The organism is Parabacteroides sp. TM07-1AC, assembly GCF_003480915.1.
GTDB classification, from domain to species: Bacteria; Bacteroidota; Bacteroidia; order Bacteroidales; family Tannerellaceae; genus Parabacteroides; species Parabacteroides chongii.
The window spans coordinates 227-20,783 of record NZ_QUKD01000012.1; the positions used below are offsets into that span (position 1 = coordinate 227).

At 44.1% G+C, this 20,557-nt stretch carries 15 protein-coding genes; 6 read left to right on the forward strand and 9 right to left on the reverse strand.

Translation table 11 applies throughout. The annotated features are described in order from the left end of the window. Positions 1-293: 293 nt before the first annotated feature. Positions 294-1,172: a pirin family protein gene (locus DXD68_RS20055; protein ID WP_122363279.1), complete on the forward strand. Its 879-nt coding sequence runs from the start codon at positions 294-296 to the stop codon at positions 1,170-1,172. Between the two features lie 176 nt (positions 1,173-1,348). Further along, positions 1,349-1,858, forward strand: coding sequence for a ferritin-like domain-containing protein (locus DXD68_RS20060; RefSeq protein WP_122363280.1), 510 nt, complete (start codon positions 1,349-1,351; stop codon positions 1,856-1,858). A 69-nt stretch (positions 1,859-1,927) separates the two neighbouring features. On the opposite strand, the gene DXD68_RS20065 is transcribed toward DXD68_RS20060, so the two are convergent. After that, positions 1,928-2,596: a Crp/Fnr family transcriptional regulator gene (locus DXD68_RS20065; RefSeq protein ID WP_122357304.1), complete on the reverse strand. Its 669-nt coding sequence runs from the start codon at positions 2,594-2,596 to the stop codon at positions 1,928-1,930. 340 nt (positions 2,597-2,936) lie between these two features. Here DXD68_RS20065 and hcp point away from each other — a divergent pair, with 340 nt between their 5' ends. After that, the gene (gene hcp / locus DXD68_RS20070; protein WP_122363281.1) at positions 2,937-4,592 is read left to right on the forward strand and encodes a hydroxylamine reductase; all 1,656 of its coding nucleotides are present in this window, start codon (positions 2,937-2,939) and stop codon (positions 4,590-4,592) included. Positions 4,593-4,667: 75 nt separating this feature from the next. After that, on the forward strand, positions 4,668-5,093 hold the full coding sequence (gene mscL, locus DXD68_RS20075) for a large-conductance mechanosensitive channel protein MscL (protein WP_122363282.1): 426 nt from the start codon (positions 4,668-4,670) through the stop codon (positions 5,091-5,093). A gap of 85 nt (positions 5,094-5,178) precedes the next feature. Here the strand turns inward: mscL and DXD68_RS20080 are convergent, their stop codons facing one another. From DXD68_RS20080 to DXD68_RS24860, 8 genes are read right to left on the reverse strand one after another with little or no spacing between them, the layout of a single operon-like run. Next, a complete protein-coding gene (locus DXD68_RS20080) occupies positions 5,179-6,522 on the reverse strand; it encodes an aspartate kinase (RefSeq protein ID WP_122363283.1) in 1,344 nt (447 codons plus the stop codon). Between the two features lie 29 nt (positions 6,523-6,551). Continuing rightward, positions 6,552-8,270, reverse strand: a complete 1,719-nt coding sequence (locus DXD68_RS20085; RefSeq protein ID WP_199673379.1) for an ATP-binding protein — start codon at positions 8,268-8,270, stop codon at positions 6,552-6,554. Positions 8,271-8,283: 13 nt separating this feature from the next. Next, positions 8,284-9,405: a sensor protein KdpD gene (locus tag DXD68_RS20090; RefSeq protein ID WP_122363285.1), complete on the reverse strand. Its 1,122-nt coding sequence runs from the start codon at positions 9,403-9,405 to the stop codon at positions 8,284-8,286. Between the two features lie 16 nt (positions 9,406-9,421). Next, positions 9,422-10,195: a TorF family putative porin gene (locus DXD68_RS20095; protein WP_122363286.1), complete on the reverse strand. Its 774-nt coding sequence runs from the start codon at positions 10,193-10,195 to the stop codon at positions 9,422-9,424. A 44-nt stretch (positions 10,196-10,239) separates the two neighbouring features. Then, the gene (locus DXD68_RS20100) at positions 10,240-10,821 is read right to left on the reverse strand and encodes a K(+)-transporting ATPase subunit C (protein WP_122363287.1); all 582 of its coding nucleotides are present in this window, start codon (positions 10,819-10,821) and stop codon (positions 10,240-10,242) included. A 30-nt stretch (positions 10,822-10,851) separates the two neighbouring features. Then, positions 10,852-12,894 carry a potassium-transporting ATPase subunit KdpB gene (gene kdpB, locus DXD68_RS20105; RefSeq protein WP_122357296.1) on the reverse strand — a complete coding sequence of 681 codons (2,043 nt, stop codon included), beginning with the start codon at positions 12,892-12,894 and terminating at the stop codon, positions 10,852-10,854. 49 nt (positions 12,895-12,943) lie between these two features. Then, a complete protein-coding gene (gene kdpA, locus DXD68_RS20110) occupies positions 12,944-14,656 on the reverse strand; it encodes a potassium-transporting ATPase subunit KdpA (RefSeq protein WP_122363288.1) in 1,713 nt (570 codons plus the stop codon). Positions 14,657-14,677: 21 nt separating this feature from the next. After that, complete coding sequence (locus tag DXD68_RS24860; protein ID WP_122357294.1) at positions 14,678-14,758, reverse strand: potassium-transporting ATPase subunit F; 81 nt, start codon at positions 14,756-14,758, stop codon at positions 14,678-14,680. A gap of 1,151 nt (positions 14,759-15,909) precedes the next feature. Between DXD68_RS24860 and DXD68_RS20125 the strand changes: the two genes are divergently transcribed. After that, entirely contained in the window at positions 15,910-16,725 is an 816-nt protein-coding gene (locus DXD68_RS20125) for a DUF6261 family protein (protein WP_147383019.1), read from the forward strand. A gap of 19 nt (positions 16,726-16,744) precedes the next feature. Continuing rightward, positions 16,745-20,482 (forward strand): InlB B-repeat-containing protein, encoded by a 3,738-nt coding sequence (locus DXD68_RS20130; RefSeq protein ID WP_122363291.1) that lies wholly within the window; start codon positions 16,745-16,747, stop codon positions 20,480-20,482. The last annotated feature ends 75 nt before the right edge of the window (positions 20,483-20,557 follow it).

Genomic DNA, 20,557 nt, shown 5'->3' on the forward strand with positions numbered 1-20,557 from the left:
TCTCTCGAATGCGGATGCAAAAGTAGTGCTTTACAACATACGCTCCAAACTTTTCACGCTTTATTTTTCACATAAAATCGTATCTATTCAACTATAGCGCTGAGTCATTGACGATTACAAAGTAAAAAAAATCAACACACTCCAAACACTCAACTATCGTTAAAAATCAGAACTTATGCCCTATTCGCTCTTCCAAAGACCGGTTTTCCTATACATTATAATATGGGAAAAACATCAGGTACAACAAAGCCTTCTTCTTGTTTGTTTTACTAAAAAAACAAGGAGATTATTTTATGGCAATAAAAAAAGTAGAAAACATCATAGCACCTCCTGCACCACATATGGTTGGAGATGGATTCAGAGTACATAACTTCATACCTCATCTGGAAGAATTAAGCAGAGAGCGCATGAATCCTTTTATCTTGCTCGACTATAATGCAAAAATGGAGTTCGCACCACGAAAAGAGCCAAGAGGAGTCGGGGTTCATCCACACCGTGGGTTTGAAACCGTAACAATTGTATATAAAGGGAAGGTCGCTCACCATGACAGCAGAGGAAACAGCGGCGTGATCGGTCCGGGTGATATCCAATGGATGACAGCAGCTTCCGGTGTTCTTCACAAAGAGTATCATGAAGAACAATTCAGCCAAAAAGGAGGAGAATTCCATGTCGTACAACTATGGATCAATCTTCCAGCCAAAGATAAAAAGACAGATCCGAAATATCAATCTATCATCAACGGCCAGATACCCAAGGTTGAACTACCCGATAATGCCGGACTGGTTGAAGTCATTGCCGGACATTATCAGAATACAAACGGAATAGCATCCACTTTCACGCCCATGCATTTACTAAATGTCAAGCTAAATAAAGGTGGAAGTGCTGATTTTTCATTTCCAGCAAATTATAACACTGCCATTCTGGTCATTGAAGGCTCCGTAAAGATCAATAATAATGAACTGGTTCCAACCGATTATTTCGCTTTGTTCGAAAATAAAGGAGAAAGTTTCAGTATTCAGGCTGTAAACAAAGCGACTATCCTTGTATTGAGTGGAGAACCAATCAAAGAACCTATCGCTGCTTATGGCCCATTCGTCATGAACAATGTTGCAGAATTGAAACAAGCTTACATCGACTTGGGAGCCGGTAAGTTCGGTAAACTGGATGACTAGGGTGACTAGGCCGACTATTCCTGTTAGATATTCCAGTGTTATACAATACAACTTACATCTAACAGAATAGAAAAAATAATAAATTACCGCTTCAATTTAGTTTAGTATGAACAAACGCCTGACAGCATTGTTTGAACAAGACAAACGAGCATTATACTAAACTAAATTTTACAGTTATGGCAAAAGAAAGTGTTAAGATTCTACAGCAGAAACTAGACGTAGAAAGTTTATTATCACAGCTTAACGCTGCATTATCAGAAGAATGGTTAGCATACTATCAATATTGGGTAGGCGCTTTGGTAGCAGAAGGTGCTATGCGTGCAAACGTACAGGCTGAATTTGAAGAACATGCCAACGAAGAATTAGGACATGCCAAACTACTGGCTGACCGTATCATCGAACTGGAAGGCGTTCCAGTTCTCGATCCGAAACAATGGTTTGAACTGGCAAGATGCAAATATGACACACCTAATGATTTCGATGTTGTCAGCCTGTTGAACCAGAATGTTGCTTCAGAACGTTGCGCTATCGTCAGATACCAGCAAATTGCTGAATTTACAGATGGCAAAGACTTTACTACCTGCGAAATCGCCAAACATATCCTGGGTATGGAAGAAGAACATGAGCAGGATCTGCAAGACTATCTGACTGATATTGCCAGAATGAAAATTTCTTTCTTAAAGTAATACCTGGTCCGGTATAAATTACTGAAAAATAAACCCGCTCCTTTCAATAGAAAGCCGTGGGTTTATTTTTTATTGTGCCATCTGCTTCAATGCAGGCATGTTACATACTTTTACCACTTTCCTGTCTATAGAGATGATTCCCTCCTGCTCCATCTCTGCCAGCGCCCGTGCCAATGACGGCCGGGTAACACCGAACGAATCGGCTATCTCCTGCTGTGTTTCTGTTAAATGAATCACAGTCGACAATGCATCCGGTAACTTACGCAACAAATAATCCGCAATCTTATTCTTTATGTTCTTCAGGGACAGGAACATGATCTTATCGCTCAGGAAATGGCTTCTTCCGGATATCAACATCAGGAAGTTCTGAAGAAGTTGCCTGTTCTGTTGCATCCAAACGGTAAAATCATCCCGATGAATAAATAAGATCTCCGACGATTCCATAGCAATAATGTTTACCGGCAGATTATTTTTCGGAGCATATAAAAATGCAGGGGCTAATAATTGAGCGGCTTCCAACTCCTCAATAACAACGAGTTTACCTGCATCATTCACCATTTGCCCTTGTAAAAGTCCGTTCAAAACGATCATCAGATGATTACAGGGCGTTCCCTGTAAAGCAACGACATCTTTTGTCCGGTAAGTAACAACCCGGTAAGCCGCCGTTTCCAACAAAGCGGAAATCTCAGATTCCGGGATATCCCGGAATAGGATGGATTTAGAGAGAATAGCTATCATATTCAATTATATATACAGACAAATATAACAAAAGATATGGAGGAAAGCTTCTTTTTCTGCAAGGGAAAGTTGTTGCCGACACTGTCGGCAAAATAATCGACAGCGTCGGCAAAGCTTTCGACAGTGTCGGCAATATTGTTGACACTGTCGGCAACAACTTTCATCGGCAACTAAACAAAGTTACATAAGGTCCCATACTGCTTTCATTCCTATCCTGCTAAAAGTTTTACCGTGTCTATCTAAAAAATATCCACGTTTGTAACATTTGGTACAATATAAGAAACCTTACCACCTTACTTTTGTTTCCAGAATAATATAAACCAATAAATTATAGAATAGTATGGATGCAAAAATGTTTTGTTTTCAGTGTCAGGAAGCCGCAAAAGGTACAGGTTGTACAATCAAAGGTGTCTGTGGAAAAGATGATGAAACAGCCAACCGGATGGACCTGCTTTTATTTGTTACTAAAGGTGTTTCCGTTGTAGCTACTCTATTACGGAACGCCGGAGTTGAAATTCCCTCACATATCGACCACTTCGTTGTCGATGCCCTTTTCTCTACAATTACGAATGCGAACTTTGACATAGAAAGTATTACTAAACGAATTGTCGAAGGTATCACTTTAAGAGACCGGTTAAAGGAAGAAGCCCGCAAACAGGCAATCGAACTTCCGATCATCGACGAACTGGTATGGATAGGCGATGAAAGCAGTTTTGAAGGGAAAGCACTGACCGTCGGTGTTTTACGCGAAGCTAACCCGGACATCCGTTCGTTGAAAGAACTAACCATCTACGGATTGAAAGGCATGGCTGCTTATGTGGAACATGCCGGAAACCTGGGATTCGAGGATAAAGACCTGCACCGATTTATCCAATATGCCCTGGCGGAAACTTTAAGAAAAGACCTTTCCGCAGAGCAATTAACAGCATTGGTTCTGGAAACCGGAAGTTATGGTGTGAAGGCCATGGCTTTATTAGACAAGGCAAACACCAGCAGTTACGGTAACCCGGAAATCACACAGGTGAACATCGGTGTCCGCAATAATCCGGCAATCCTTATCAGCGGTCATGATCTGAAGGATATGGAAGAACTGCTTGCACAGACAGAAGGAACCGGAGTCGATGTTTATACACATAGTGAAATGTTACCGGCCAATTATTATCCGGCTTTCAAGAAGTACAAACATTTTGTCGGCAACTACGGAAATGCCTGGTGGCAGCAACGGGAAGAGTTCGAGAGCTTTAACGGACCGATCCTGTTCACAACAAACTGTATCGTACCGCCGCTGGAAGGAGCTTCCTACAAAGACCGTGTCTATACAACCAACTCGACCGGTTTCCCGGGATGGAAACATATACCTTCTAGAGAAGATGGTAAAACAAAAGACTTTTCAGAGATCATAGCACATGCCAAACGTTGTGCAGCACCGAAAGAGATCGAACATGGACAGATCACCGGAGGTTTTGCCCATAACCAGGTAATGTCTTTGGCTGATAAAGTGATCGATGCCTTTAAAAGCGGTGCAATCCGTAAGTTCGTGGTGATGGCCGGATGCGACGGACGTATGAAGAGCCGTAACTATTATACGGAATTCGCCAGCGAATTACCCTCCGACTGCGTGATCCTGACTGCCGGTTGTGCCAAATACCGTTACAACAAATTGCCATTGGGAGATATAGGCGGTATTCCCCGCGTATTGGATGCCGGACAATGTAACGACAGTTATTCACTTGCCGTTATAGCCATGAAGCTGCAGGAGGCTTTCGGACTGGAAGATATCAACCAACTGCCGATCGTCTATAATATCGCCTGGTACGAACAAAAGGCGGTGATCGTCCTGCTCGCCCTGCTGAGTCTTGGAGTCAAAAACATTCACTTGGGTCCGACGCTTCCGGCTTTCCTTTCTCCCAACGTGGCAAAGGTACTGGTTGAGAACTTCGGTATCGGGACGATCAGCACTGTAGACGAGGATATTGAAAAACTAATTCTTGCCTGATATTTTAACGAAACTTTGTATATTCGCAACCAAATTCGGATAAGAATGGTTATATCATAAAAAAGGCGAATATATATGGGGAAGTTTTTACAAGAATTTAAGCAGTTCGCCATGCGCGGCAACGTCGTTGACATGGCTGTCGGTATCATCATCGGTGGTGCTTTCGGAAAGATCGTATCTTCTGTCGTTGGAGATATTATTATGCCAGCAGTAGGGTTACTGGTGGGTGGTGTGAACTTTACGGATTTGAAAATCGTATTGAAGCACGCGGTAATGGAAGGTGACAAAGTAATCACTCCTGCCGTATCCATCAATTACGGGAACTTTTTACAGGTGACATTGGACTTTATCATCATTGCGTTTGCAATCTTTCTGATGATAAAAGGGATGAATGCCCTCAACAAGAAGAAGGCAGAGGAAGTTCCGGCCGCCCCTCCCGCTCCACCGGCTGATGTTCAGTTGCTGACTGAAATACGTGATTTACTGAAAGAAAAGAAATAAGCAAAAGCCTTACGAATAAGGTTTCCACAAAGATAGGGAAGCGTGTCAAAACAGAGGTCTGCCTCTTTTGACACGCTTTTATTTTCTATGCACCGACAGTTTCCGGTACATCCGGTTTCGGGAACAGGCGAGAGCTTAATGCTTGCAGCGCCCGGGCTTTATCGGCAGACTTCATAACCAGCGAGACGTTACTGCTACTTCCTCCGTAAGAGATCATCCGCACAGGGATATCTTTTAACGCATCTATGATACGGGCTTCAAAGCCGACATTCTGCCATTCAAGATCTCCGACAACACATACGATCACCATATCCCTTTCCACATAGATCGTTGCATACTTTTCCAGGTTTGTGACTATTTCCTGTAAATGTTCAGGATTATCTATGGTCACAGAGACACCGATATCCGATGTCGTCACCATATCGACAGCCGTTTTATAAAGAGCAAACGTTTCAAAAACCACATTCAGGAACTTATGAGGTGGTAAAATATTTAACGACTTCATCTTAATGAACACGATATTATCTTTCGCTGCTACCGCCTTGATCCTTCCCTTCTCTGCCGTATTGGAGATCAGTGTTCCGGGAACCTCCGGCTGCAAAGAGCTTAGCAGGCGGACGGGGATATTGTTATCCTTTGCCGGGCGGATACAGAAAGGATGGAGTATTTTCGCGCCGAAATATGCGAGCTTCGCTGCCTCTTCAAAATTCAATTGGCGGACAGGTGCCGTGTGATCCACTACGCGGGGATCGTTGTTATGCATACCGTCAATATCCGTCCATATCTGTATTTCTTCAGCATGGATGGCAGCTCCGATCAGGGAAGCGGAATAGTCACTTCCGCCACGTTGCAGATTGTCCGTCTCTCCGTATGCATTCCGGCAAATGAAACCCTGTGTGATGAAGATTCCGGTACCGGGGAAGCGGGAAAGCTGGTTATTGAGATGCTCTGAGATATATGCCATATCCGGTTCTCCGTCAGCATTGATCCGCATAAAATCGAGAGCCGGAAGCAAAGCGGATTTTATTCCCTGCTCCTGCAAGTATAAGTGCATCATTCCGGTCGAGATCAATTCACCCTGTGCCAGGACCACTTTCTCATCAAATATGGTAAAAGGTGTATCGGCGAACGCCCAGATTACGTTGAAGCGCTCCATGACCAGTTCCAACGCCTTTTCCTTATAGGTGACAGAAGAATATAAATCCTCGATATGTCCGGCATAGGTCTGTTCCAGACGGGTGATGATCTTATTTGCTTCATCAGCCTCCTTACGGTAGAAACAGCGGGTGATGTCGACCAGCGAATTGGTCGTTCCGGACATAGCTGATAAGACGACAATTTTAGGTTCTCCATTACGGATTATAGATACGACGTTCTTCATCCGTTGGGCTGAGCCAACAGATGTACCGCCAAATTTCAATACTTTCATGATTGTTTACTGTGTTATCTAAATTACTATCAGACTTCAAATTTTATAATGAACGTACTCCCTTTACCGACTTCGCTTTCCACACGGATCGTACCGCCATGCGCTTCAACAAAGTCTTTGCTGATCGCCAGGCCGAGCCCGCTACCCTGCACTTTGGTTCCGGGGACACGGAAGTAACGGTCGAAGATGCTTTGATGGTAACGGGGATCGATGCCTTTACCGAAATCGCGGACGAATATCTCCAGGGATTTGCCCTCCTGACGGGCTCCAATGATGATACGACCGTTCTCCGGCGTGTAATGGATGGCGTTCGATAACAGGTTGGTCAATACCCAGGCAATCTTTTCGCTATCGACAAACAGCTTGGAGATCTTCTCCGGATACTCGACTTCAATGTGGCAGCCGAACCGCTCCGCTTGCACACGGTTTGCCTTAATCGCGTAGTCGATCAGTTCGATCGGCTTGGTGATCTTCGGGTTCAACTGTAGTTTACCGGTTTCCACCTGCGTCATTTTAAGCAGTTCGCCGGTTATTTCCAGAAGGCGGTCGCTGCTTTCCTTGATACTTTCAGCCAACGCCTTTTGCTCGTCGTTCATATTGCCGACACGGTTATCTTCCAGGAGCTTGAGGCTCATCATAATGGCAGAGATAGGTGTTTTCAGCTCATGGGAAATGGTCGAGATGAAGGTTGTCTTTGCTGAATCGAGCTCCTTGAACTCTGTGATATTCTTCAGAAGAATTACGTCGCCGACATACTGGCTGCCGTTTTTCTGGTCGTCCGTTACATGAATAGGGATATACTGGACTTTGAAATAACTTTCTTTATTATCGGCATAAATCTTGAGCGGTTCTTCCTTTTCGTTCGGCTGAACCAATTCACGGACGAGGCGGCGCAACAGATCGTTCTTTAAAGCGAGTTCGGCGGCGGATTTGCCAATCACATTTTCACGTTTCAGATTGAGGATAGTTAACGCCACGTCGTTGGCAAAAAGAATGATACGGTTACCATCCAGGCCGATGATCGGTTCGGTAATGCTGTTTACGATGGCTTCGATGTATTTCTTACCCTGAATAATATCGGAAAGCGTACTTTTACGGTATTCGGTCAGACGCTCCGCCATCCGGTTGAACGATTGGGCAACTTCGGTAAATTCCTCGTATTTTCCCAGGTCGAGACGCTTCTCATAATTATGGTTGGCAATTTCCATGATACCGTCTGTCAGCTTACGAATCGGAGTATTGATGGATCGCGGGAGACGTATCAGGAAAGCAAAGGCAATCAGAATACAGGTGATACCGATGATGCAGATCCATAGCAACGCTTCATGCGCGGTATGTTCCGCTACCTGGCTTTTTCGGTAGATAGAAGCCATGTTCAGGCTCATCACCTCGTTCAAAGCGATGCGGACACGTTGGATGGAAGCATCGTTCATGTCTTTCTTCATCGATTCATATTGTGTGACCAGATGAGTGGTCGCTGCATTCTCGTCCACCTCTGTTATGTTCTCCTTTTGCAGGCCCAGGTTCTTTTCAAATTCGTTCCGTGCCACCGGGTCGGTCTTGATGCGTTCGAGCGCATCCAACATACGGCGGGAATACAACAATGTGTTGTAATTATCCGCAAGGATATTCTGCGTATCTGCCGACATACGGTAGATATTCTTTACCGACAGACCGCCCAACAGGACGATCATTGCAAACAGCAGACCTATTCCGTAGGTGAGCTTCGTTTTAATCTTTAAACTAATAGACTGTAACATGTTATGCCAATATTATCAGGTCAATATTCATTTGTGACAAGCTATTCAGCAATTTCCGGTACTGGAAACAAGCGCGAAGGACGGAAGTGAGCGTAAAAACAGGCTTTCCGATACAGACGGTCGTGATTTGCTTTTCGCGGCATACCTCGATAATGCTGTCGGGGATACTTTTCGACTGGACCTGCATCACCTCGCCTCCCAACTCTGCCGCCAGTTTGAAATGGTTGGACAGATAACGCTGGTTTGCCAGCGGAATGCGCTCGATACTTTCGCGGGGCGTTTGCACGTAAAGGACAAAGAACTTCGTGTTGTAGCGGGTAGCCAGCCGCGCCGCCTTGCGGATCACTTTCCTCGGCGTCTTCTCATTACTGCTGATGCAGGCCAGGAACTTCTCGTGGCGGACACCGGTATTGACTGGGACAGCACTCTCCACCTTCTTCTCGACACGGAGGGCAACCTCCTTCAAGGCCAGTTCGCGTAACTGGAGAATGTTTTCGGATTTAAAGAAATTGTTCAGTGCCGTCGGAATCTTTTCCGGCTTGTATATCTTGCCCGCTTTCAGGCGTTTCACCAGTTCATCGGCTGTCAGGTCGATGTTCACGACCTCATCCGCCTGCTCCAGGACACTGTCGGGGATGCGTTCTTTGATCTCGATGCCGGTGATATCCTGCACATCTTCGTTCAGACCTTCCAGATGCTGGATATTTACTGCCGTAATCACGCTGATACCTGCTTCTAAAATATCCGTCACATCCTGCCAACGCTTTTCGTTCTTGCTTCCATCGATATTGGTATGTGCCAGTTCGTCCACGATCACGACCTCCGGATGGATATTCAGGATTGCCTGCAAATCCATCTCCTCCACTTCCTTCCCCTTGTAAAACGACCGGCGGCGCGGTATCAAAGGTAAACCTTCTACCAACGCCTCCGTTTCAGTCCTGCCGTGGGTTTCCACATAGCCGACCTGCACGTCTATTCCGCTGCGAAGCAATTCGTGCGCCTCCTGCAGCATGCGGTATGTCTTGCCTACACCGGCGATCATACCGATGTAGATCTTGAAATTGCCGCGACGGGACTTTTTCAGCAAATCTAAAAAGTGTTGTACGCTTTGTTCTCTGTCCATGAGTTCCTGTTTCAGATTACCACGGTCTTAACGATATTCCAAACACTAAATGAGCGTCTTCCATACGAGGATTCCAAATAGCCTGCGCAAATATAGGCAAAGAGAATGAATCGCTGAACTTTATTGCCGTACTTCCTTTGAGCGCGACGTTGGTAACAGCAAATCCGTCGTTGGTCTTCGTACCGGTATATACGCCGTAAGAGGTATAGGGAAGGAAACCGCAGGTCAGATTCAAATCTACCATTTTTACAGAGAAAGGATAGTTCAATTCGACATAAGATGAATAATTTTGATTGCCGTCGGCATCCTTATCCTGTCCGGCAAACATAGTGTACCAGGCGATCGAGAGGGGAAGTTTCTCAACCGGGAGTGTATAGGCTACGCCCGCTTCAAAATGATGTGCCGTTTCATGGCTTTTGAAGTTGAAGTATTTGTTCGCACCTTGACCAGCCCACCAGAGGTCGGCGATGGAGAGGGTCAGACCGGAGTTTCCAAAGGTATAGGCGGCGGTGAGGTCGATCTCTTTGTTGGCGGCACCTTCCGAGGATTTGTAACCGTCGAAATCGGTCGATCCCCATGCCGTCAGGGAGAAGCTTCCGGCGCTGAATGCCAGTGTCGGTTGGAAACTTGCTCCCGTTTGGTAGAAGCCTCTCCAGATATAGGAACTCACGAGGTCACCCTGGACGGTGAAGTTTACGGGGCTTTCGTTTTCCTCCGCTTTCAAGGCAGTAAAGGAAGATAAAGAGAAGATCAGAGAGGCTAATGTGATATTTTTAACGATAGATTTCATATTCTTATATATTCAAGTTGTTATTGTCATCTGTTTTATTCCGGTTATTTATTCATTGCCGCTTTCTCCAAAGCGACATTCAGTTTCAGGACATTGACCTTTTCAGGACCGAATAAACCTAACAGGGGTCCTTCCGTATTGGCATTCACCAAAGCCATCACTTTTTCAGGAGAAAGACCGCGTGCCGTCGCTACCCGTTGTACCTGCACGTATGCGGCTTTCGGAGAGATATCGGGATCGAGTCCGGAACCGCTGGCGGTGACCATCTCGGCAGGGACTTCCCCACGTTTCAGATACGGATGGTGCACCAGGAAAGTGTCGATGCGGGATTCTACTTCGGCAAGGTATTCTTCGTTGGAAGGGCCTTTGTTACTGCCGCCGGAAGAGGAAGCATCATAGCCGTCGCCCGCACAGGAGGGACGACCCCAGAAGTAAATGTCCTGCGTGAAGGTCTGGCCGACGTTTGCGGCACCTACGATCTTGCCGTTCAATTCAACAACATCCGCATTTCCTTTGTTCGGACCAGCGACTTGTGCAAAAATCCACAGGATGAAGATGTAGCATACACTGAATAAAATACAGAATGCTACGGTCAGTTTAAATGATTTGAAAAGAGTCGATATCATATTATTCGTTATTTTTTAATTATTACTGCGTTACATAAAAAGACTGACTACCATATCGATCAGCTTGATGCCTACGAAGGGAGCAACTATACCTCCCACCCCATATATCAACAGGTTGCGGCGAAGCAAAGCGGAAGCACCGATCGGCTTGTAAGCGACCCCGCGTAAAGCCAGCGGTATTAGGATAGGGATGATGATCGCGTTGAAAATAACCGCGCTCAGGATGGCACTCTCCGGACTATGCAGATGCATAATGTTCAGTGCAGCCAACTGCGGGATTGCCACCATGAACAAAGCCGGTACGATCGCAAAATACTTGGCGACATCGTTTGCGATACTGAATGTAGTCAACGTACCGCGTGTCATCAGCAACTGCTTACCGATTTCCACGATCTCGATCAGCTTTGTCGGGTCATTATCAAGATCCACCATGTTGCCAGCCTCCTTCGCTGCCTGCGTACCACTGTTCATCGCAACGCCGACATTCGCCTGTGCCAGTGCGGGAGCGTCATTCGTACCGTCACCCATCATGGCGACCAATTTTCCGGCTTCCTGCTCCTTCTTGATGTAGTTCATCTTATCTTCCGGCTTTGCTTCGGCAATATAATCGTCCACGCCTGCCTTTTCTGCAATATATTTAGCTGTCAAAGGGTTATCTCCCGTTACCATAACCGTTTTTACCCCCATCTTGCGTAGGCGTTCAAAACGTTCCTGGATACCCGGCTTGATGATATCCTGCAATTCGATCACACCGATAATGAAATCATCCTGCGAAACGACCAGCGGCGTACCTCCGTTACCCGATATCTTCTCCACCAGCTCGGCTACTTCCTCCGGATACTTGTTTCCTGCCGCCTCGCTCATCTTACGGATGGCATCGAAAGCACCTTTACGGATACGTGTACCGTCTTTCAGGTCGACACCCGAACATTTTGTCTCCGCTGTAAATTTGATCATGCGTGAACCCGAAGTACTCAGGTCGCGGATGCGGACACCCTTTTCGCGTCCCAACTCTACAATCGATTTACCTTCCGGAGTTTCGTCGGACAAGGACGCCAGCAGGCAAGCCTGCACAAATGAATGTTCGTCGATCCATGTCACCGGATAAAACTGCGTAGCCTTCCGGTTACCAATCGTGATCGTTCCCGTCTTGTCGAGCAGCAAGGTATCGATATCGCCTGCCGTCTCCACAGCCTTACCCGACTTGGTGATCACATTTGCACGCAACGCCCGGTCCATACCAGCGATACCAATCGCTGAAAGCAGTCCCCCGATCGTAGTCGGTATCAGACAAACAAACAAAGAGATGAAGGCTGCGATCGTGATCTGCGTATTCGAATAATCCGCCATCGGTTTCAAGGTACCGCAAACTACCACAAACACCAGTGTAAAACCTGCCAATAAGATCGTCAACGCAATCTCATTCGGTGTTTTCTTGCGGGACGCACCCTCGACAAGGGCAATCATCTTATCCAGGAAGCTCTCTCCCGGCTGCGTCGTCACTCTCACCCGTATCTGGTCGGACAAAACTTTCGTACCGCCCGTCACCGAACTTTTATCGCCGCCCGCTTCCCGGATCACCGGAGCGGACTCACCTGTAATGGCACTCTCGTCGATAGATGCCAGCCCTTCGATGATCTCGCCGTCGGACGGGATCGTATCGCCTGCCTCACAGATAAAGATATCGCCTTTCTTCAGTTGCGAACTGCTTACTGTCGTAATGCTTTCATTCGCACCAACCAGCTTAGCTGGTGTTTCCTCACGGGTTTTCCGTAAACTGTCTGCCTGCGCTTTGCCACGGGCTTCGGCGATGGCTTCGGCGAAGTTGGCAAAGAGCAAGGTGACAAACAGCACAATGAATACCAATATGTTATATCCGAACGAACCTTGTGTATGATCGCCTGTCACGGCGGCCCAAAGGGTAACAAGAAGCATTACGAACGTCACGATCTCTACGATGAACATGATCGGATTCCGGAACATCGTACGCGGGTCAAGCTTCACGAACGATTGTTTAAAACTTTCTATAACAAGCTCCTTAGGAAATAAGGAAGCAGCTTTTTTATCTTTCATATTATTTATTCTTTTCGTATATCGATATGAATATTACACCTATCAATTGTTATCTGTAAATCGAGAAATACTCCGCAATCGGTCCCAGCGTCAGTGCAGGGAAGAAAGACAAAGCGGCTACGATAAAGATCACACTGAATGTCATCACGGCAAATGTCGCCGTATCCGTCTTTAATGTCCCTGCACTTTCCGGTATATATTTCTTCTGAGCCAGCAGTCCTGCAATGGCAACCTGCCCCACGATCGGAAGATAACGGCTGATGATCAGAGCCAGACCGGTCGTAAAGTTCCAGAAGTAAGTATTATCGCCCAGTCCTTCAAAACCGGAACCGTTATTCGCTGAAGACGACGTATATTCGTAAAGCATCTCACTGAAACCGTGGAACCCCGGATTGTTCAGCCAACCACCTTCCGCCTCCACAAAAGCCGGGTTATATACCCAATAGTAGCAAGCCACCGCCGTACCGATTAATATCACGAACGGATGTGCCAGCGCCACGATCGTTGCTATCTTCATTTCACGCGCCTCTACTTTTTTACCCAGGAATTCCGGCGTACGCCCTACCATTAAACCGCTGATAAAGACGGCAATGATCAGGAATGCGTAATAATTCATGAATCCTACGCCCACGCCGCCGAACCAGGTATTGATCTGCATGTTCAGCATCTCCATCATTCCCGACAGAGGCATCGTGCTGTCGTGCATACCGTTCACCGACCCGTTGGAGGTCACCGTCGTCGTACAACTCCACAGTGCAGTGGCTGCCGCTCCGAGCCGCGTCTCTTTTCCTTCCATCGCTCCCGCGCGCTGGTCGATTCCCATCGCCGAGATCATCGGGTTTCCCTTCGTCTCATAGTGCGTATTGATCGCAACGCTCGCCAGATAGGCAAACAACATCACTCCGAAGATCGAATAAGCCAGTTTCTTCCGTTTCAGGTAGAATCCCAATGCAAAGACCATCGCCATCGGCAAGACAAGGATTGCCCAGCATTCGACCATATTGGTCAGGTATGTCGGATTTTCCAGCGGATGCGATGAATTGACTCCGAAGTAACCGCCTCCGTTCGTCCCCAACTGTTTGATCGGGATGATAGCGGCAGCCGGACCCTGCGAAACCATTTGTTCGGTACCTTCCAGTGTCGTCAACTTCATCTTTCCGTCAAATCCCATCGGCGTACCTTCCACGATCAGGATACAGCCAACGATCAGGGCAAGCGGTAACAGGATACGGGTACAGCTTTTCATCAACAGATTCCAGAAGTTACCGATCGTCTGTGTCGTTTTCGATGCCATCGCCTTGAAGACACCCGCCAGCGCCGCCATACCGGTTGCCGCTGTAATAAACTGGAACAGCATGATCACGAACAATTGTGTAAAATAGGTCAACCCGCTCTCGCCGCTGTAATGCTGCAAGTTACAGTTCACCATAAAGCTGATGCAGGTGTTGAACGACAGATGCGACGACTGTCCTGCGTTACCGTCGGGGTTCAGCGGCAGATACTGCTGGAAATATAAGAGCAGGACTCCCCAAAAAAACCAAAAGAGATTGATTGTCAGAAGTGCTTTCAGGAAACTTTTCCAACTCATCTCCACATTCGGGTCGATGCCGCACAGTCTGAAAATAAAACGTTCCACCGGAGCCATGAAGTCCAGCCAGGTCTTCTCTCCTTTATATACTTTTGCGATGTACATTCCCAGCGGATACGCCAGGACGATCATCAATACTATTTGCGTGATGCTACCTACTAATTCCGTATTCATCTTTTCATTCTCATTATTTGTTTAAAACTTTTCGGGCTTCACCAATACATACATCAGATACCCGAAGATCACGAGACAGAGTATAAACAATGCGATAAACATATCTTCTCTCCTTTCTTTAAATCTTTTCGAACCAATCTACACACTTGAAAAAGAACCAATAGCAGAGACTCCCTACTCCGCATACAAAAATCAATGATACAATCTCATTTTCTAACATACCTTTGTTATTTAATCGTTAATACTAATCGTTTCGCCCTACTATATGCCAAAGGCGTGCCAAAAAAGGAAGATTACCACGTGAAGATTTGATACAGAAACACTTATCTTAAAAACAAGGGTTAGGAGGCAGGAATACAACCCTACCATTTTGAAAGGGTCAGCCTACCAAAACGGAAAAACTTTATACAAAGAGCGTTATTTTTTCGTTGCTTAAAAGGATAAAAGCCTTTTTTTCATGGCTTCTGTGGATTTATGAATTATTTCACTTTCCTTAATTCATTCTGTATTAATACTCTATGGGAAATGGTAAGAATTGTATTTTCAATATGCATATCAACACATTAGCGACTAATAATCAGATAATTACAAACAAAAATAGTGACTAGAAAAAAGGATCGTTTTTTTTAGTCACTATTTTTTACATGTCGCAAAGTTAAAAAGAATTATTATAAAACAAATGAAAATCAAGTTTTTCTTACTATAAATCAGTAAAATATATCTTGATAATCAACGATACTACAAATGTAAACCAATGTTAAATGAAAGGCATAAAAAATGACTAAAAAAAACGATCCTTTTTACTAGTCATCACTAGATATTTCGACTGATAAACAAACCAGCAAATGACAATAAACGATGATCTAAATAAAGAAAATAAGCCATCAACCGTGATTACTTATACAAGCAAGGCAGTTAATTCTTCATCCATCTGCGTGAATTATGCATTTCCTTCATCTTATGAATCGTTTACCCGGGTGAACAACCTGTGGAAGCCCTTCAATTTAACATTTACCCGGGTGAGATTAACATTTCCTGCGTATTTGAAATTGTCGACCCGGGTGAACGGAGCATTCAACGCCTCCAATTTAACGTTTACCCGGGTGAGATTAACATTTCCCGTGTATTTGAAACTATCAACCCGGGTGAACAGGTCATTTCAGGGCTTCCACGCACTGTTTACCGTGGTAAATAAAATATTCATCCCCGATTTTACAAAAACACTAGTATAAACACTTTAAATCTAACACATTATGGCAAAGATTCAATCTGCACCTAAGTCAAAAATGTCAGTCAGCGAATTTTATTATTTCTGCCTGTTTATCGTCAATTACCTGTCAGCAGCCAATTTTGCGGTACTGAAGTTCAAAACAGCCTTCAATAATTTCAAGGAGAAGTTCGACGCATACAGCGACAGCATCAACAAAATAAGCAAGATGGATTATGACAAGAAGTCTGCCGATATGAAAAAGAAATTGAACACTTCGCGTACAGGCTTTTTCAATGTGATCTCCGGCTTGTCGGTAAGTGCCGTTGCCGATGTCAAAGGAGCGGCAACCATCCTGCTCGATCTGATCGATAAAAAATATCGGAATATGAGCAAGTTGAAATATAAGGATCTGCAATTAATGACCCTTAACTTGCTCAACGATCTTGATTCGGACGAATACAAGACGTATATCGAAAAGCTGGAACTGACAAAGATCGTCACGGCTCTTCGTACATTATATAATGAATGCATCGAACTGGAATCGAAGTTGATCAGTGCCGAAGGTACAAACAAGCGTATGCGTAAGTCGCTTGTTACCCGTCGTGAGTTGAATGTCGCCTACGAAAGGCTGACAGACCAGCTCAATGCCCTTGCCCAGGTGGAAGGCGATACCGAATATCTGGAACTTTTCACCTGGTGGAATGCTTTGATCGACGACTACCGTGTCAAGATCTCTGCCCGCTCGGGTTCCGGCACAGGCGGTAAGACGCAAACCGACGAATCTTCGCAAACAGATCCTAATAAAGGGGTCGATAATGGCGGCGGTAGTGGTGACGATGATCGCCCGGTAATAGAATAACACTAACACAATAAAGAATATGAGGGAATTAATTATTTTATGTTTCACAATCTTGTTTCTCCCGCTGTCGATGGCGGCGGAAGGGACGGGGTTGAAGGTTGAAGGGGGAACACCCGGAACGGATTACAAGTATGAGGATAATACATACACTATTCTGACAGACACAGAATTAACAATATCCGGAACGACTACAGCGGATCATATTGCTGTGGGGGAAAATGTGACAGCGAATATTATATTCAATGATTTGTCCATTAAGTTTGAAGATGGAAATAATCCAATTAAAGGAACATGTGCCTTTTATATATATAAAAAAGCTCATGTCACAGTAACTATCACTAGTACTAATACTATTCAAAGTGGTGCACTTTTAGCTGGTATTCAGATAGAAAAAGACGCTTCCATAACAATTCAAGGGGATGGTACACTAAATGCACAAGGTGGTTGGGGAGGCGCTGGTATCGGTGCCGGAAAAGCAACTTCTTGTGGAACAATTAATATTAACAGTGGCACTGTAAATGCTTTTCCCGGAGGTTGGGCTTTTGGTTTAGGCGGAGGCTGCTTTTTAGAGATGGAGCCAACAACAGATGCTATTATTAATATAAATGGAGGAATTGTAAGTGCTGGTGGAAAAGAATGGGGTTCTTCTAGCATAAATGGTACAATAAATATAAATGGAGGGGAGATTACTACTTCTTATCATGGAAGTAGTTTTTACAAATATAATTTCAATGGTCTACAGACTATAACAGGAGGAACATTTAATAATTATACTTTCAATAATGAAACCACAATTAAAGGTGGAACATTCACAAACTGTACCCTCAATAAGATTATATCTTTTGATGAGACTAACGCTTCTTTCTCAGATTGCAATCTGACTTTTACAAATCCGGCAACATTAACAAAAGATTATTCAGGCTGTACTTTCAATGGAGAGATAACAATTAAAGGTGGAACATTCACAAACTGTACCCTCAATAAGATTATATCTTTTGATGAGACTAACGCTTCTTTCTCAGATTGCAATATGACTTTTACAAATCCGGAAACATTAACAAAAGATTATTCGGGCTGTACTTTCAATGGGGAAATAACTATTAAAAGTGGGAAATTTACAAACTCTACTTTCACTGGAGAGATAACAGTTAAAAATGGAACATTTACTGACTGCATCTTTGATGGAAAAGTCTTTTTATATAATGGCTCATCTACCGGTGATTCATCTGTAAAAGGTTCAGAATGTTATATATATGATGGAAATTGGATTTTTAATAATAATGAGGCTGCCATTAATAGTTCAAAAGTCAATATTTATGGAGGTTCTATTAAAGCAAATGGAGTTTGGGGTGCCGGCATTGGAGGAAATAGTAGTAGTAATGGGAAAAATGTCACAATATATGGAGGATACATAACTGCAACTAGCGTGTATGGAGCCGGTATCGGTGGTGGAGATGGATATTCTGGCGGTGGTCAAGGAGGCACAACAATAATTTATGGAGGAACTGTTGTTGCTATTGTTAATTACTATGATGCAGCCAGAGGATTTGGTATTGGCTCCGGAAGAGCAAATCGTGGATCAGGCATTACTAAAATATATGGTGGTTCTATTAAAGGAACGATCGATGGTCAGCCAATAACAACTGGTGATCAACCTGTTTATTTAGGCAAGTTGGAAGTTCAAAATGTAACCGATGTTTCAGTAGATGGTAAACCTTATTATATTGATCGGAATATAGATGAGGATGATAATCTTTATTTATATATGACAGGAGATAAGCATACTGTAACTGTGCGTACAAGTGGTAGTAATAATGTTACGACTTATAACGCGACTTATGCATCGCAAGGTGTAAATAATGACGGGACTAATAAAGGATATTTTACATTTGATAGTGGAACCTCATCAACACCCACTGAGAGCTCTTCTGTTGCTTTTAATTTCTCCAATTATGACATAATTTACGGTACAGATAAGCTAACAGTAAAATTAACGGTGACAAATAAAGTAACAAGAACCCGTAGTGCCGCTATGAACAGTGTGCAATTGGCGTTAATAGATGAAGAGAATAATGTTTTATTGTCTGACTGGAAAGATGTTACTACAGATGGTGAATATGAATTTGAGTTTGATACAAAAAAACTCAATGCAGGTACTTATACATTAACTGCTCAGTATGGAGGAAGTAGTGAGAGTAATCCATCCAGTAAACAAGAAGTTCCATTGATTATTGCTCAGGCCGAAGGTACTAAAGCTCCCGAATATGAAGATCCTACGCTAACGGCGATTTATAAAAATAAATTAAGCGATATTCAATTACCTACGGGATGGACGTGGGATGTACCAGAGGCAGAGGTAGGCAATGTCGGAGATAATACATTTGCAGCAATCTTTACACCTAAGGATACAAGGAATTATAAGGTGGTTTCAAAAGATCTTACCGTAACTGTGAGTCCTTTACTTGTAAGCAAGTTGGATGACCCAAAAGTTATATCGTCCCAGCCGGTGACCTATGGCATAACGTTATCTAATATAGAAATTACTGATAAATGGAAGTGGGTAGATGGAAATACCATACCGAGAGTTTCGTCTTGGAATTCATATCCGGCTTATTATGAAATAGAAGATGATACAAATTATGATTGGAGTAAAATAAGTGGCTATAATAAAGGTCAACATCGAGTAATAAGAGAGATTGAGCTAGATGTAAAACCAATATATTTAGAGGCTAAGGATTTTATATTCACTCCTCCGGAAAATCTGATTTATGATGATCAAGGAAAAGAGGCGAAAGTAGAAGTAAAAGATAAAAGTATATCCTATAGCAATTTTTTTATTGAATATTATAATACTAATGGTGAATTAGTAAGAACACCTAAAGAGCCGGGAACATATACTGTATCTATTACTTTTTTTATGTCTACTAATTATGTTTTGAAAGAAGATCCATTAACAGATCTCAGTTGGACATTTACCATTAAAGAGCTACATAATATTACTATTACTTCTTCGATAGCAAATGGCAGAGTCACAGTAAATAAAGAAAAGGCAACCGAAGGTGAAACAATTATCTTAAAGGCTAATCCTGCTAGTGGATACGAACTCGAATCTTTATCTTATACTCAGTTGTCTGATGGAGCAACTATTTCCATCACTAATAAAACATTCATTATGCCTGAAAGCGATGTAACGGTAACGGCTACCTTTAAGAAAGCAACTGTTACCCCACCCGATCCTGTCGATCCTGATCCGCCTGTCGATCCCGATCCGTCGCCAGTGTATTACACTGTCACCCTTCCTGCTGTTGAAGGTGCAATGACCGATCCGGTAGCCGGTAGTTATGAGATTGAATCATGGGGTAACTTTGGTTTCTTCCTGATGATAGAAGAAGGTTATAAGGGAAGCTCCGTTCCTGTAGTGACAGCCGATGGCAAAGTGATAACGCCACGCATATCCGACGGTAAATATATCCTCAAAAATGTGCAAAGTGATATAGGTATTGAAATCTCCGGCATCGTTAAAGACCAGTCTACCGGTAATGTACCATTGCCTTCGGGCTTCGGTATCTTCATCGCAGACGGTATCCTCCGTGTGACAGCGCCGTATGTTATCCGCCTGTATCTGGCTGATACCAATGGTCGCCTCATCTTGACACGCCAGCTTCCGGCAGGCGATACCCGCATCGAAGGTCTTGCCGCCGGTATCTATCTGCTGACATTAGAAGGACAACCGACCCGGAAGATTTTACTAAAATAAATAAGGAGCTACACAATAATTTATAAACATCGCTTCAGGCAATAACAAACATGGGCTGTCGTTTTTATAGGCAGA

Coding starts and splice junctions, on each gene's coding strand:
- DXD68_RS20055 (WP_122363279.1), top strand. CDS start 294: ATGGCAATAAAAAAAGTAGAAAACATCATAGCACCTCCTGCACCACAT.
- DXD68_RS20060 (WP_122363280.1), top strand. CDS start 1,349: ATGGCAAAAGAAAGTGTTAAGATTCTACAGCAGAAACTAGACGTAGAA.
- DXD68_RS20065 (WP_122357304.1), bottom strand. CDS start 2,596: ATGATAGCTATTCTCTCTAAATCCATCCTATTCCGGGATATCCCGGAA.
- hcp (WP_122363281.1), top strand. CDS start 2,937: ATGGATGCAAAAATGTTTTGTTTTCAGTGTCAGGAAGCCGCAAAAGGT.
- mscL (WP_122363282.1), top strand. CDS start 4,668: ATGGGGAAGTTTTTACAAGAATTTAAGCAGTTCGCCATGCGCGGCAAC.
- DXD68_RS20080 (WP_122363283.1), bottom strand. CDS start 6,522: ATGAAAGTATTGAAATTTGGCGGTACATCTGTTGGCTCAGCCCAACGG.
- DXD68_RS20090 (WP_122363285.1), bottom strand. CDS start 9,405: ATGGACAGAGAACAAAGCGTACAACACTTTTTAGATTTGCTGAAAAAG.
- DXD68_RS20095 (WP_122363286.1), bottom strand. CDS start 10,195: ATGAAATCTATCGTTAAAAATATCACATTAGCCTCTCTGATCTTCTCT.
- DXD68_RS20100 (WP_122363287.1), bottom strand. CDS start 10,821: ATGATATCGACTCTTTTCAAATCATTTAAACTGACCGTAGCATTCTGT.
- kdpB (WP_122357296.1), bottom strand. CDS start 12,894: ATGAAAGATAAAAAAGCTGCTTCCTTATTTCCTAAGGAGCTTGTTATA.
- kdpA (WP_122363288.1), bottom strand. CDS start 14,656: ATGAATACGGAATTAGTAGGTAGCATCACGCAAATAGTATTGATGATC.
- DXD68_RS24860 (WP_122357294.1), bottom strand. CDS start 14,758: ATGTTTATCGCATTGTTTATACTCTGTCTCGTGATCTTCGGGTATCTG.
- DXD68_RS20125 (WP_147383019.1), top strand. CDS start 15,910: ATGGCAAAGATTCAATCTGCACCTAAGTCAAAAATGTCAGTCAGCGAA.
- DXD68_RS20130 (WP_122363291.1), top strand. CDS start 16,745: ATGAGGGAATTAATTATTTTATGTTTCACAATCTTGTTTCTCCCGCTG.